The organism is Paenibacillus sp. sgz302191, from assembly GCF_057749925.1.
Window position 1 is genome coordinate 195,505 of the sequence record NZ_JBYLHY010000005.1, and the last position, 14,676, is coordinate 210,180.

Genomic DNA, 14,676 nt, shown 5'->3' on the forward strand with positions numbered 1-14,676 from the left:
CGGTTATTCAAATTTGCCGTAGAACGCTTTGCGGTACACGTCGGCAAGCTCCGTCACCAGCGGCATCCGCGGGTTGGCCGTCGTGCATTGGTCCTCAAAAGCCCGGTCGGCCAAGTAGTCGACGCGCGATTCGAACTGTTGGGCGTCGAATCCGAGATCCTGGAATTTCTCCGGAATGCCGAGCGATTTGTTCAGCTTGCGGATCGCATCGATCAGGCTGTTCACGCCTTCTTCCGTCGTTTTGGCCGGAAGTCCGAGCATCCGCGCGATTTCGGCGTAGCGCTGATCGGCGACGAAATGATCGTATTTCGGGAACGATGCGAACTTCGTCGGCTTCTGCGCATTGTAGCGGATCACGTGCGGCATCAGGATCGCATTGGTGCGGCCGTGAGCCGTATGGTATTCGCCGCCCCACTTGTGCGCCAGGCTGTGGTTGATGCCGAGGAAGGCGTTGGCAAAAGCCATGCCGGCAATCGTCGAGGCGTTGTGCATTTTTTCGCGGGCAACCGGATCGCCGGTAGCGAACGATTTTTCAAGATTTTGGAACACGAGCTGGACCGCCTTCATCGCCAGGCCGTCGGAATAATCGTTGGCCATCACCGATACGTAAGCTTCGATCGCATGCGTCAGCACGTCCATGCCCGTGTCGGCCACCGCCGTTTTCGGCAGGCTGTACACGTAGTCCGGGTCGATGATCGCCACGTCCGGCGTCAGCTCATAATCGGCCAGCGGATATTTCGTATTGCCTTTCGCCTTGTCGGTAATGACCGCGAACGAGGTTACTTCCGAACCGGTACCCGACGTTGTCGGAATCGCCACGAACTTCGCCTTGTTGCCAAGCCGCGGATATTTGTACACGCGTTTGCGGATGTCCAGGAACTTTTGCTTCAGCGCATCGAAGCTCGTATCCGGGTATTCGTAGAACAGCCACATCGCCTTGGCCGCGTCCATCGGCGAGCCGCCGCCGAGCGCAATGATGCAGTCCGGCTGGAAGGAAGCCATTACCTGTCTGCCGCGTTCCACGGTATCCACGGACGGATCCGGCTCTACGTCGGAGAACACTTCGATGTAGACAGGCAGCTGGCGTTTGCGCAAATAGTATTCGACACGCTCCACATAGCCGAGTTTGACCATCATCGGGTCCGTCACGATCATGACCCGGGAGATGTCGGGCATTTTTTCCAGGTACTGCGTCGCGCCCTTTTCAAAGTACACTTTAGGCGGAATTTTGAACCACTGCATATTGACGGTGCGGTAGGCGACCCGTTTGACGTTGATCAGATTGACCGCGCTGACGTTGGAGGTCGTCGAGTTGTGGCCGTACGAACCGCATCCGAGCGTCAGTGACGGCAGGTTCGTGTTGTATATGTCGCCGATCGCGCCGTGCGTCGACGGCGAGTTGACAATGACGCGCCCCGTCTGCAGCTTCGCGGAGAACGCGCCGATCACATCGGCATTCTGCGAATGGATGACGGAGGAATGGCCCATGCCGCCGAAGCGAACCACTTCCGCCGCCCGTTCGATGCCCTGCTCCGCCGTTTTCACTTTGTAGCAGGCCAGCACAGGGCTGAGCTTCTCGGCGGACAACGGGTAAGCTTCGCCGACGCCGGCCAGCTCGGCGACGAGAATTTTCGTCGATGCCGGCACTTTGATGCCCGCCATCTCGGCGATTTTGACCGCCGATTGGCCGACGATGACGGCGTTGACCGCGCATTTTTCGCTGTTGATCACAAGCTTGGACACGGCTTCGGTCTCTTCCTTGTTCAGGAAATAGCAGCCCTGGTCGATCATCAGCTTTTTCGCCTCGGCGTAGATCGCCTCTTCGAGAATGACCGCCTGCTCGGAAGCGCAAATCATGCCGTTGTCGAACGTTTTGGACAAAATCAGATCATTGATCGCCTGCGGCAGGTTCGCCGTCTTCTCAATGAAGCACGGCACGTTGCCGGGTCCGACCCCGAGCGCCGGCTTGCCTGTGCTGTAGGCGGCTTTGACCATCGAAGATCCGCCCGTCGCAAGCACGAGCGCCACATCGGGATGGTTCATGAGCAGCCCTGTCGCTTCCAGGGACGGGTACTGCACCCACTGGATGCAGTTGTCGGGAGCGCCTGCGGCGACCGCGGCTTCCAGCAAAGTTCTGGCCGCCGCTGCGCTCGATTGCTGAGCGGACGGATGGAAGGCGAAGATGATCGGATTGCGCGTTTTGATCGCGATTAAAGCTTTGAACATCGTGGTGGAAGTCGGATTCGTCACTGGCGTAACGCCGGCGATAATGCCCACAGGCTCCGCCACCATCCGGTAGCTTTCATAGACGTTTTCCTCGATGACGCCGACGGTTTTGTTGTTCTTAATGCTGTGGTAGATGTACTCGGTCGCGAACAGGTTTTTCGTGATTTTGTCCTCGTACACGCCGCGCCCGGTCTCATCGACGGCCATCTTGGCCAGTACCATGTGCCGGTCGATGCCGGCCAGCGCCATTTGCTGAACGATGGCGTCAACCTGCTCCTGGTTCAGCTCGAGGAAAGCTTGCTGCGCTTTCTTCGCTTTTGCCACCAGTTGGTTCACTTCGTCTTTTGCGGAAATTTGTACGTTTACTTGGCTCTCTTTAACTGCCATCTTCTTCCACTCCTTTATATGATCAATAATGGGTGAATAACCTAATGTTGTGTTTGTTTCTACACAAAGAGTACCGCTTTTGGAGGGCTGCAACTATGAGAAAAATCACAAATGAAGCTTCGCAGGCGGCTATATTCGTGAAGATATTGTGAATTATTTCACAATATCTTTGGAGAGAAAAGGCATTCCCCGGCTGACAAGCCGAAATGCCTTCTCTTTTCCCGCATCACCTGTCGTTACCAGGTAATAAATCCTTTGGAACCCGGTGCCGGATTCATCACCATATCCATCAGCGGCAGCGTATAAGCGATGAGGATCAGCGCGGCTGACAAGCCGATCCACACGCCCCACCGCTCCAAATAAGCAGGGGTCGCTTCCGCTTGCTCCATCGGCTCGCCGATCGGATATTCCGTCTCCCCCCGAGGCGCGCGAAGCAGCGCGAATACGTTGTACACCATCATCAGCACCGCGATGAACAAAATCGTTCCGCCGATCGCCATCCATACGTAATAGGATGTCCAGCCTGCCGCGTCCGCATGATTTTCGTAAGTGGTGTACGCGGTTCTTCTCGGAGCCCCGAACAGGCCCACTATATGCATCGCACCGGACATAAAGAACATGCCTATGCACCAGATAACCGTTTGAATCAAGCCAAGTTTGTTCATCCGCGGGGTCAGCACGCGCCCCGTCACTGCCGGAAGCAGCCAGTACGCAATGCCGAAAAACGTCAGCGCCACGCTCGTCGCAACCGTCAAATGAAAATGCCCCGTCACCCACAGCGTATTATGAACGACCGCATTCATCTGGTTGCTCGCATTAATCAAGCCGCCCGCCCCTGCCGGTATAAAGATCAGCATGCCCATGAACGGCGCGAAAAAACGCACATCCTTCCAAGGCATCACCTTGACCCACCCGAACAAGCCCGTCGCGCCTTTGGCCCGCCCGTTCAGTTCGAATGTGGCGAACAGGGAGAACGCCGTCATCAGCGACGGAACCACGACCATGAAGGTCAGCACAACCTGCAAATATTTCCAGAAAGGGCTAATGCCAGGCTCCATCAATTGATGGTGAAAGCCTACCGGAATCGAGAACAGCAGCAGCAAAATGAACGACAACCGCGCCAAAGCATCGCTGTAAATTTTGCCGCCGATAATTTTCGGAATGATCACGTACCAGCACATGTAGGCCGGCATCAGCCAGAAATAGACGAGCGGATGTCCGAAATACCAGAACAGCGTGCGGCTCAGCATGACGTTAATCGTCTCCACCCAGCCGAACGACCACGGTATGAGCTGGATCAACACTTCGGCGGCTACGCCGAGCGTGGCGATTTGCCACATGAGAAAAGTGACGACGGACATGAAGGCGAACAGTGGAGATATCTCGCCCCGATTCGTTCTTTTCCAATAATTGTACTGATAAAACACGCCCCAGCCGCTGATCCAGCTCCCGACAACGACCAAAGCCAATGCGATGTAAAAATACGGAGAAGCTTTGAGCGGCGCGTAAAACGTGTAAAGCACGCTGGCTTTGCCCGCCAAAACCATCGCGACCCCAATGGCCGTGCCGGCCGTCATTAAGGCGAAGCCCGCCCACCCCATGCGGCGCACAATCGGCAGCAGCTTGCCTCCAAGCGTATAAGAAATGCCCGAATAGAGGAAGCCGATAATAAAATAAGTCGTAAAAATGAGCGCCATCAATACCCCATGGGCTGTCAGCAGCTCGTAATAGCCGATTCCGTACGGCAGCTTGACCGTCCCGCTGCGGACCATGCTCTGCAGCAGCCCCGCGATGCCGCCGATCAGCAAAGCGATGAACGCCACGATGATGTGCGCGACGACGAGCTTCCCGTCTTTCAGATCGAATTTCGTGCCGTTTCCGTGCAAATGCGCTACTTTCATGACCATTGCCACCCCCTTTTGCTTGCGTCCCGAATTCATTTGACGATAATCGTCGTTTTCATAAATTCATGCGCCCCGCCGCAGTATTCGTTGCACAGGATGAGGTACTCGCCCGGCTTTGTGAACGTATGGCTCACATGGCTGACCTCGCCGGGCACGATCATCATGTTCACGTTTGTGCCGGGAATTTCAAATCCGTGCACGACATCCTGGGTTGCCACGATAAAATTGATTTTCGCACCGACGGGCACCTCCATCTTGTCCGGAGCATACCCGAACGTGAACGCCGTCATCACAGCTTCGTACTCGTTGTCCCCGATTTTGCGGAGTCCGGGATTGTCAAAAGGAGCCGTTTCCTTCAGCTTGGCCGGATCGATCTGGTGATGGTGCTCGCTCGGGGGCTTGACGCCCATGGCAAAAGCGGACACGCCCAGCACGCCGAGAAACACGAACAGCATAGAGATGCCAATGGTCAACCAAATTTTTTCAAGCTTGTGAATATGCATGGCGATCCACCCTTCACATTTCTAGTTTCTGGAAATGAACAATAAATAAACGGCAACCCAGCTTGCAATCAAAAACGCGCCCAGCAGCAGTACGGCGGCAAACGTTCCATTCAAAACCGGTTCGGCCTTTTCCTTATTGTTATCCATGTCATCTTCCCCTCCATTTGTGGTCCAGCCTCTCATTACCTACATTTTAGTGTCCTTGATCCCCGCCCTCTGTGATATCGGTCACAACAACATCGAGCAAATATGAACAATCCGTTACCTTTACGTTTGGGGGACGGCCATGCGCTGCAAAGCTTCGTAATCGGCAGACGTCTTGATACTGGCGACGAAATTCAATCCCACATCGCGCTCCTGCAAATAGCGGTCATCCAGTTCCCCCCAAAAAATGTGGTTGAGCAGCGCCGACATTCTCGTCTCCCCCCGCTGCAGCAGGCCGACGATCGCCTCCTTGCACTTGCGGTCATAAATGCCGTGAAGCGGATACAACCCTCCGGCAACCAAAGGCACGACGGCGTCAAAGCCGTCCTTTTTCCGCTCCCACAGCAGCTCCGCCGCCTTGCAGGAAAGAAACGGCATGTCGCAGCCGACAACCCACACGGACGAATGTTTGGCCAGAGACAAAGCCGCATGCATGCCGACGAGCGGACCCTGGGCCTTGTAGTAGTCCGTTATGATCCGAACCGAGCGGTCGAGCATGGGCAGGAAAGGCCGGACATCGTTCGTTACGACAATCAGCTCATCGCACAGTGGCTTCATCATTCTCATTTGTCGAATAATCAGCGGCTCGCCTGCGAAAGGAAGCAGCGCTTTCAGCTCCCCTTTCATCCGGCGGCCCGCTCCGCCTGCCAAAATGACTCCGGTCAGCATCTCCCTCACTCCCTTGCTATGTTAAAATGGGTTACGATATCTCAACTTTAGAACAGCGAAACCGTATTGTAAGTGAAAAAGATCACAGTTGCCACAGCAAACAGGGCTGCCCCATCGGCAGCTTTTGCTGCCAGTGGTTCAGCCCTGGTGAAGTCGGTCGGGTCGGTCTTCGGTCTTCGGTCAACATGTTGTTTCGCCATGAATTGGCGAATGGCCAAAGCGCCAGTTAGCTGGCTGGCATCAGAACAGGATGATGCCTGCCAGTCCGGAAGCGACGATGACCATGAACGGATGCATGTTATGCTTCAGCACGCCGTAAATGCAGCCTGCGCAAATGAGCAGCGTGGCGAACGTCGACCACGTCAGGCCCATACGCGCATTCAAGCCGAAATGCAGCGCGGCGTAGACGATCAGGCCGGTTACTACCGGCCTTAATCCGTAGAAGGACGATTTGACCCAGCGGTGCTCGTGCATTTTTTGAAAAAAAGCCGCCAGCAGGATAATAATAAGCAGCGACGGGAACACGATGCCCAGCGTCGACGCAATAGCCCCCGCCAAACCCTCCGCATGATAGCCGACAAGTGTCGCGGTATTGGTCGCGATCGGGCCCGGGGCCATGCCGGCCAATGTAACGATTTCCTGAAAATGGGCGCTGTCCGCCCAGCCGTACTTCGTAGCTTCATTCTGAATTAGCGGAATGACTGCATAGCCGCCGCCAAAGGAGATGCAGCCGATTTTGAAAAATGTGAAAAATAACTGCCACATCCCAGTTCACCTCTATGGCTAAATGTAGTATTCGGGAAACATGATTTCCGGCTTCGGATCGGGAGCGCTCGCTTTCTCGAACGGCGCGCTGACTCCGAGCATGGACTTGATTTTCACGGCAAGCACGCCAGCGATAATCCCAACCGCAATGATAAGTAAAGGATGAATAGGCGTTGCGATCAAAAGCCCTAGCGAAACGACTGCAACCGTAGCGGTCGTTTTATCGATCAGCGACGATTTGGCCATCCTATAGGCTGCAATCAATATAAGTGCGATAATTGCCGCGTGAATGCCTTTCAAGGCAGCTTCAACTTTTGGAAATGCGCTGAACAAAGAGTACATCGAGCTCAAAGCGAACACGATGACAACCGGCGGAAGCGTAATGCCGAGCACCGCCATAACCGCGCCGCCGACCCCGGAGAGCCTGTAGCCGATAAAAGCCGCTGAGTTGACGCCCACTCCCCCAGGCGCGGAACCGGCGATGGAAATCAGATCGCTCATGTCCGACTCCTTGAGCCAATTGCGCTTCTTGACGATCTCCCTTTCAATGATCGGGATCATCGCATAGCCGCCACCGAAGGTCGAAGGGCCGATTCGGCAAAACACCCAAAATATGCTCACCAGCATGGAAATCCGCTGCAACTGTTGTTTCATCACGATGTCACCTTCCTTAGCGTACAACCTTATTACATTCATTATAGCACCTTTATTCCATTTTGGAATGAAGATATCATCCAAAATCGATTCACGTTTGTTTATCGCCTTAATTATTTCTGCTTATAAGGAATTATACCCGCCTATTTATTTCAATTTGAATTAAAGTCGACTATTCAGGGTTGTTTTACAGGTTTGCATGAAATATAGGAGCTGTCCCAAAAGTGTTCATATCGTACGGGATAAAAAATCGAGCAAAAGGACCTCAAAATCCACTACCAAGTGGAGAATGAGGTCCTTTCTTTAGGTGAAATTTCAAGGCAAAGCGGGGCACAGCCGCTCTTTCCCAAACCACACCTATCCCTGCATAGGTTGGGGAGCTGAAGGGGGGGGACGAGGCAGCATGTGCTTGGCTGGAGAAAACCTGCATAAGTGCAGGCTTTTTTCATAAAAAAGGCTCATTTTGGCGAAAAGCCTGCGATTGTGCAGGAATTTTCGGTGTAAATGAGCCTGAGTCCTTGTTCGCGGCGAAAAGCCTGCACATTTGCAGGAATTTGTCGTGGTCAGCGCATTCATCGGGCAAAAACTGTATTTTTGCAGGCTTTTTTGCGTGGTTAGGCAGATTGTGCGACCGGCTCAGTTGGGTGGGTTGCAGGCGTTTCAGCGCTTCACTCGGACGGGTTCGGGGTGACGTCCACAGCGTCATGAGAGTTTTCGCTGGTTTTTCGGGCTGCCGAGCCCGCGAGCCTAGCCGCCTCCGCTTCGCAACCGCCGAGCCGCCGAAAATCCCTCCCCTTCCCGTGGTCGACCGGCGCCGTCATGCAGCGCAGCACCGTGCACTGGGAGCTGCGCGCGGCGCGACGGCCCTGCGCCAAGCAGCAAAAAGCCCGGCTTGCCCGCACGAGGCTGAGCTTGCCGGGCTATTTTTGCCGCTGCGGGGTCAAAACGTTTTTGCCAGCTCCCGGGCGCGGCCGATCGCTTCTTCTTTAATCTGCTGGGCTTTATCGGCGAACTGATTATGCCCCTCTACAAATAGCCCCTGGAAATCCTTGATCCCGAAAAAGGACATAATAATGCTCAAATACCGGTGGCCCATTTCCATGTCCGCTGCCGGGCCTTCCGAATAGATGCCGCCCCGCGCCTGGATATGGAGCGCTTTTTTGTCCGTCAGCAGGCCTACCGGGCCGTTTTCCGTATAACTAAACGTTTTTCCGGCCGTGCAGATCGCATCGATGTAAGCTTTCAAAATCGGCGGGAACGAAAAATTCCACATGGGCGTTACGAATATATACTTATCGGCAGCGACAAACTGATCCGTCAGCTCGGACAGGCGGCTCACTTTCGCTTGCTCTTCGCCGCTCAATTCGGCAAACTGCCGGCCGCCGCGCAGTTTGCCCCAACCGCTGAAGACATCTGCATCAATGTGCGGAACGTTTATTTGGTACAAGTCAAGATGGATAATTTCGTCGCCGGGGCGGGCGTCCCGATACGCGTCTACGAATGCTTTTCCGACTGCCATGCTGTATGAAGTCTGATGATCGTGGGGGTGCGCCGTAATGTGCAGAACTTTAGCCAATATTCACAGCCCTTTCTCTCTGATGATTTCAATTCTTATATATTGTTTGTAGAAAAAGGGGGGGAATATTCGCACCACGCGTTGAAAAACACAAAAAAACAGCCCGGAGGCTTGCGCTTGCCGGACTGCCTTTTCAGCTAAATTACTACGGAAAAAGTTGTCAAGACAATGACCAGAAGAATAAAGAGAACCAAAATTATCGCTGTGCTTGTAGGAAAGCCGCATACTCCAAACATTCCGCTTCACTCCCTTCTATCAGGCTATATTTATTTTATGTGCATGAATATGGATGGACATGGACAGCTTTCCATAGGCCGCGCACAAGAATTGCGATTTGTATGTTTGACCTTTACATAAATTAGCTGTCATTAAGCAGATAATGAGTAACATGGCCGACAGCAAATGAAAAGGAGTACTTGGCAAAATGTTCAGAATCAAAATGCTTTTCAGCCTGACACTCATCCTGCTGCCCATATTGTCGGGTTTCTCGGCTCCGGCTGTTGAACCTGATCCTGTGCTGAGCCGGATTATGAATGAGGCTCCGGCGAAACGGATTCCCCCGACCGATGCCAGAATCGACCACGTATTCAGGGCTATACCGGGCTACAACGGTCTCGAAGTCGATATTGAAAAAACGTATGAATTAAACAAAAATATAGATCCCGGAAACCCGATTCGCTATGTGTATCAGGAGATTCCCCCTGCCGTAAATCTGGAACAACTCGGAGCGGAGCCGATTTACCGCGGAAATCCCCAAAAGCCGATGGTCGCTTTCATGATCAACGTCGCGTGGGGAAATGAATTTATTCCCCGGATGCTCGAAACGCTTAACAAGCATCATGTGAAAGCGACGTTTTTCCTCGACGGCTCCTGGCTCAAAAAGAACATGGACACAGCCAGGCATATAGCGAGCTATGGCCATGAGCTTTCCAACCATGCCTATTCCCATAAAAATATGAGCCAGCTTAGCGACAGTCAGGCCTGGACGGAAATCGCGAGAACCGAAAAACTGCTGCAGGACGGGCTGCAGGTTAAAAACCGCTGGTTCGCTCCGCCATCCGGCGATTTCAACCGGAATACGGTGGAAGTCGCTTGGCGGCTGAAGCTGAACACCGTTTTGTGGACGCTCGATACGATCGACTGGAAAAAACCGAACCCGCAATCCGTCATTCAAAAAGTAGCCGCCAAAGCGAATAACGGATACCTGATTTTGATGCATCCGACTGAGTCGTCCAGCTTGGCCCTCGAAGGCATGATTATGTCCCTCAAGCGCAAAGGATTACAGCTCGGAACCGTAAGCGATGTCCTGTCGCCAAAGCGCGTCACCGGCGGCGAACCCGGTACGGGCAGCTGACCATTGCAGATGCGGCAAGCGCAGAAAGGGCTGTCCCTAGGCCATTATTGATGGCTTTTGAGACAGCCCCCGGATATCGGGTCAAGCAGCTTTGATCAATGCGCGGTCGGGAAAATCCGCGCCACCATTTGCGAGAACTCATCAACAAATCCGGTGACAGGTCTTCCTTGCGCTACGTCCGATACGTATCTGTTGACTCTGTTCACAAACTCGGGATTTGTGGATACGTACACGTTCTGAATGTTCGGGTCTGTCGATCGAACCTGGTTCGCAATCAGGTCCTCAAGCTGCCGTGACATCCCGTTCGTGTGTACGGATGCTGCCACATAGGCGTTCCGCTTGGTTACCAGGACGTTGGCCGCTCTTACGCCGTTCAACCGGACGATTTTGTCCGCCGCATGGTTGGCGATTGCGACGCGGTTATCCGGTGCCGCCGACGGTATCGGCTGCGCCTGCTGCATATGGGTCGCTTGCTGTCTGACCTGATTCGCCGATTTGTTCGCCGTGCAGCCTGCGGCGGTGAACACCGATAGCGAAATGGCCGCCAAAGCTATGCCTTTGGATGCTCGGGTTAACATTTTGACCGCTCCTTTATTTGTTTTTGTCTTTCTCAATGGCTGTTACCTTACTAGCATCCAAAAAGATCGCGCTTTCTATGCAGCAAAAAAAAACATGGAAACTAATGGAATACCTAGAATACCGGGAAAATGGCAACTCTAAATGTGGTTACATTGGAGGAGGGGTAATGTGCGAATTTTTTGCAGCACGGTTCTTACATCTGTTTTAATGGCTGCGTTGTTCTTTCATGCCCAGGAGGCGCCGCAAAGCAAAAATCGAAAATATTACGAAACACGGGGCGAAGTGGTCTGGGAAGTGCCTACGGACGAAAAAATAATAGCGCTGACTTTTGACGACGGACCCGATCCCGCCGATACGCCGGTTATTCTGGACCTGCTGAAGCAGTACGGGGCAAAGGCAACTTTTTTCGTAGTCGGCAATAAGGTTGTAAAGTCGCCGGAACTAGTGAAACGGGAGCTTGCGGAAGGGCATGAAATCGCGAATCATACGTTCAGCCATCGTTATTTTAATAAAAGAGTGCCGGAGGAGAGCGTTCGGAAGGAGCTTTTTCAAGCGGAAAAAGTGATTATGGATGCAACGGGAAGAAAGCCGAATTTATTCCGTCCTCCGGGAGGCTTTTACAGCGAAAACGTAGTGAATGCTTCGAAAAAAGCCGGCTACCTTGTCGTGATGTGGTCCTGGCACCAGGATACGGGGGATTGGAACACGCCGGGCGTGGGCAAAATCGTCAGCAAAGTTTTAAATAACGCACGAAACGGCGATATTATTCTTTTCCATGACTATGTCGAAGGACAAACCCAGACGATAGAAGCGCTCAAGCAAATCCTTCCCAGCCTCAAGGAAAAAGGCTTCCGGTTTGTGACGGTGTCCGATCTGCTGACTTTCCGGAAATCGACAGCCGTAGAGGAGCACTAGGAGTCTGTCCGATGAACCACGTAGAAAGGAATGCGCAAAAGTAACTCCGTCGGACAGACTCCTGGCAAAGCAAATCGGCAAAATGACAAAGAAGCCCCGGTAACTAGACCGAGGCTTCTGCCGGATATGGTGCTGTTTTGTTAATGGTTGGATTCGTACTCGAACCGGTAGCTGCCCGAGCCGAGCCGCAGGACGAATCCGTCTTCGTTTTGAACGGCGTCATGCACGCCTTCGGCCTGCGAAGCCGGCTTGCCGCTTTCCAAAATTTCGCCAGATTTGTTAACCGGCAAAATCACTTCAGCCGTCGTATTCGCCGGAATGACCGCCGTCAGCTCGATCGTGCCGCCGTCTTTTTTCACCCACGCTACTTTGACGTCTCCGTACATGGATCGCAGGGAAGCCTCTGCGCTGGATAGCTGTTCGCCTATATGCGGTTTGATGCGCAGCGCTTTATAGCCGGGCTCGGAATCCGCTTTGTCGATGCCGGCCACAACCCGGTACAGCCAGTCTCCCACCGCGCCGTAGGCATAGTGATTGTAAGAGTTCATTTTGTCGCTCCAGAACGAGCCGTCCGGCTTCGTGCTGTCCCAATGCTCCCAGATCGTCGTCGCTCCTTGGGTAACCGGATACAGCCAGGACGGGTATTCCTTCTGCCAAACTAGCCGGTAAGCGAGGTCCGTATAGCCGAACCGGGTCAGCACATGGCACAGATATGGCGTGCCTACGAAGCCTGTCGTCAAATGCGTTCCGTTGTCCTCGATATGCTGGGCGAGCATCCGGGCCGTCCGCGCCTGGTCTTTTTCCTCCAGCAGGTCGAACATCAGCGCAAGCAGGTATGCCGTTTGCGTCGGAGCGGCGACGCGCCCGTTCGGAGTTACGAACTCCCGGCGGAAAGCTTGGTTGACCTTCGCCTGCAGCTCCGCATACGCTTCCGCTTCCTCGCGTTTGCCCAGCACTTGCGCGGTTTTGGCAAGCAGTCCCGTCGAGTACGAATAGAACGCCGTGGCGATCAAATCTTTGGGCGTCGCTCCGATGTAGCTGCCCTCTTTCGCATCCAGCCCCAGCCAATCGCCGAAGTGAGAGCCCGTGTTCCATAGAAACTCGTCTTCCCCTTGCGCGCGGATGTATTCGACCCAAGCTTTCATGCTCGGGTACTGCGTCTCCAGCACGCGCGTATCTCCGTAGCATTCGTAGATCGTCCACGGGCAGATGACGGCCGCATCACCCCAGGCCGCGGAGTTGTAGCCCGCCGTAGGAATGTCGGGTATGACGTGCGGCACACCGCCGTCCGGCTGCTGGTCGGCCGCCAAATCTTTCAGCCATTTCTCAAAGAACGGCGCCACATTCATGTTGAACGCCGCGGTGCGAATGAAAACCTGCGCATCCCCCGTCCAGCCGAGCCGTTCGTCGCGCTGCGGGCAGTCGGTCGGCACATCGAGGAAATTGCCTTTTTGCCCCCAGACGATGTTGCTCTGGAGCCGGTTGATCCATTCATCCGAGCAATTGAAGCTGCCCGTAGGCTCCAGATCCGTATGAATGACGCACCCGACAAAACGGCCCGCCAATTGCTCCGGCGCAATCCCTTCCACCGATACATAACGGAATCCCTGGAAGGAGAACGAAGGCTCGTAAACCGCAGGGCCGTTTCCACGGCTGATATACGTAATCGTCTGCAGGGCGGAACGCAGGTTGTCCGTATAAAAATTCCCTTCGCGGTCAAGCACTTCCGCATGCCGTAAAGTAATCTCCGTTCCCTCTTCCGCGTCTACGGTAATACGCATCCAGCCCACCATGTTTTGTCCGAGGTCAATCACTGTCTCGCCGCGCGGCGTCGTAATCATCCCGATCGGTTCCAGCGTCTGGATCCGGCGCGTCGGCTCGTTCTCCTGCGCAACCAGTACAGCCTTGGAATACTCGTACCGGGCAACCGGCAGCCACTCCGCATCCGAAAAACCGGGCAAGTCCCATCCGTCCTGCTCCAGTCTGGCATCGTACAAATCTCCGTGATACAGCTCGGACATGCGGAGAGGGCCGTCGTTTCCTTTCCATGTTTCATCCGAGCAGATGACTTCCTCCGTTCCGTCGGCATACTCGATATGAAGCTGTACAAGCAGCGCCCGTTCGGCCCCGTAGTATTCGCTTTTGCCCTCCCAGGCCAAGTTTCCTTTGTACCAGCCGCTGCCCAGCATCGCGCCGATCACGTTTCCGCCTTCGGACAACAGCGCGGTCACGTCGAACGTTTGGTACTGCAGCCGCTTCGTATAGCTCGTCCAGCCCGGATTGAACAAAGTGTCGTCGGCCGCCTGGCCGTTGACGAACAAACGGTACAAGCCGAGCGAAGTCGCATATGCCCGGGCGGACTTTACAGGGCCCGAAAGAGTCACTTCTTTTCGCAAATACGGAATCGGCTCTACGCCTTGATCGCCGGCGGGAAGCCGCAGCGTAATCCAGCCCGCCTGCCACTCCTCCTGCGTCAAAAGCGCGGTTTCCCAGTACGCCGCACCGCTCCAGTCGGAAACCGCATCCGCGCCGTCCCACACGCGTACCCGGTAGTAGTAGCGAGTGCGCGAAGCTAAAGCGGGCCCGGCGTATTCGATATGAATGCTGGAATCGCTTTCCACCTTGCCGGTATCCCATAGCAGCGGCTCCTGAAAGTCCGCTTCAACCGATACTTGAAGATGGTAAGCCGTCTGGATGAAAGCCCGCGCCGCGGAATCGATTTTCCAGCTCAGCCTTGGCCTCCGGTCATCGGTTCCGAGCGGATTTTGCTTGTAATTGCACCGTAAATCATAAACGTTAAATTGCGCCATCTGTTTCGCTCCTTCTAAAAATTCAGTTCGTTGATATGTCTGATTGTACGTTCGGCGCGGCGATAATTACACTTTCGTTCTTGACAATTCTATATGGCAAAAATGACAATATGATTATGCGCACGAACGT

13 protein-coding genes are annotated in these 14,676 nt (G+C 54.2%); 2 read left to right on the forward strand and 11 right to left on the reverse strand.

Going from position 1 to position 14,676, the window contains the following annotated elements; all coding sequences use genetic code 11:
- Window positions 1–3 precede the first annotated feature (3 nt).
- The 9 genes from adhE to AC3G2T_RS09500 all read right to left on the reverse strand — a co-directional run bounded on the left by adhE (window position 4) and on the right by AC3G2T_RS09500 (window position 9,124).
- Window positions 4–2,613 (reverse strand): bifunctional acetaldehyde-CoA/alcohol dehydrogenase, encoded by a 2,610-nt coding sequence (gene adhE / locus AC3G2T_RS09460; RefSeq protein ID WP_474680000.1) that lies wholly within the window; start codon window positions 2,611–2,613, stop codon window positions 4–6.
- A gap of 236 nt (window positions 2,614–2,849) precedes the next feature.
- Window positions 2,850–4,514 (reverse strand): cbb3-type cytochrome c oxidase subunit I, encoded by a 1,665-nt coding sequence (locus AC3G2T_RS09465; RefSeq protein ID WP_488435268.1) that lies wholly within the window; start codon window positions 4,512–4,514, stop codon window positions 2,850–2,852.
- A gap of 35 nt (window positions 4,515–4,549) precedes the next feature.
- On the reverse strand, window positions 4,550–5,020 hold the full coding sequence (locus AC3G2T_RS09470; RefSeq protein ID WP_474679998.1) for a cytochrome c oxidase subunit II: 471 nt from the start codon (window positions 5,018–5,020) through the stop codon (window positions 4,550–4,552).
- Between the two features lie 21 nt (window positions 5,021–5,041).
- Entirely contained in the window at window positions 5,042–5,167 is a 126-nt protein-coding gene (locus AC3G2T_RS09475) for a cytochrome c oxidase subunit 2A (protein ID WP_474679997.1), read from the reverse strand.
- Between the two features lie 120 nt (window positions 5,168–5,287).
- Window positions 5,288–5,893, reverse strand: coding sequence for a molybdenum cofactor guanylyltransferase (gene mobA, locus AC3G2T_RS09480; protein WP_474679996.1), 606 nt, complete (start codon window positions 5,891–5,893; stop codon window positions 5,288–5,290).
- A gap of 240 nt (window positions 5,894–6,133) precedes the next feature.
- Complete coding sequence (locus AC3G2T_RS09485) at window positions 6,134–6,658, reverse strand: chromate transporter (protein ID WP_474679995.1); 525 nt, start codon at window positions 6,656–6,658, stop codon at window positions 6,134–6,136.
- 18 nt (window positions 6,659–6,676) lie between these two features.
- Window positions 6,677–7,312 carry a chromate transporter gene (locus tag AC3G2T_RS09490; RefSeq protein WP_474680254.1) on the reverse strand — a complete coding sequence of 212 codons (636 nt, stop codon included), beginning with the start codon at window positions 7,310–7,312 and terminating at the stop codon, window positions 6,677–6,679.
- Between the two features lie 940 nt (window positions 7,313–8,252).
- Window positions 8,253–8,888 carry an FMN-dependent NADH-azoreductase gene (locus AC3G2T_RS09495; protein WP_488435269.1) on the reverse strand — a complete coding sequence of 212 codons (636 nt, stop codon included), beginning with the start codon at window positions 8,886–8,888 and terminating at the stop codon, window positions 8,253–8,255.
- 137 nt (window positions 8,889–9,025) lie between these two features.
- Complete coding sequence (locus AC3G2T_RS09500; RefSeq protein ID WP_474679993.1) at window positions 9,026–9,124, reverse strand: YjcZ family sporulation protein; 99 nt, start codon at window positions 9,122–9,124, stop codon at window positions 9,026–9,028.
- A gap of 188 nt (window positions 9,125–9,312) precedes the next feature.
- Between AC3G2T_RS09500 and AC3G2T_RS09505 the strand changes: the two genes are divergently transcribed.
- Window positions 9,313–10,242, forward strand: coding sequence for a polysaccharide deacetylase family protein (locus tag AC3G2T_RS09505; protein WP_474679992.1), 930 nt, complete (start codon window positions 9,313–9,315; stop codon window positions 10,240–10,242).
- Between the two features lie 95 nt (window positions 10,243–10,337).
- Here AC3G2T_RS09505 and AC3G2T_RS09510 read toward each other — a convergent pair whose 3' ends face one another.
- Complete coding sequence (locus AC3G2T_RS09510) at window positions 10,338–10,820, reverse strand: YhcN/YlaJ family sporulation lipoprotein (RefSeq protein WP_474679991.1); 483 nt, start codon at window positions 10,818–10,820, stop codon at window positions 10,338–10,340.
- A gap of 208 nt (window positions 10,821–11,028) precedes the next feature.
- Between AC3G2T_RS09510 and AC3G2T_RS09515 the strand changes: the two genes are divergently transcribed.
- Window positions 11,029–11,736 carry a polysaccharide deacetylase family protein gene (locus tag AC3G2T_RS09515; protein ID WP_474680253.1) on the forward strand — a complete coding sequence of 236 codons (708 nt, stop codon included), beginning with the start codon at window positions 11,029–11,031 and terminating at the stop codon, window positions 11,734–11,736.
- Between the two features lie 140 nt (window positions 11,737–11,876).
- On the opposite strand, the gene AC3G2T_RS09520 is transcribed toward AC3G2T_RS09515, so the two are convergent.
- Complete coding sequence (locus AC3G2T_RS09520) at window positions 11,877–14,546, reverse strand: family 78 glycoside hydrolase catalytic domain (RefSeq protein WP_488435270.1); 2,670 nt, start codon at window positions 14,544–14,546, stop codon at window positions 11,877–11,879.
- Window positions 14,547–14,676: the final 130 nt, after the last annotated feature.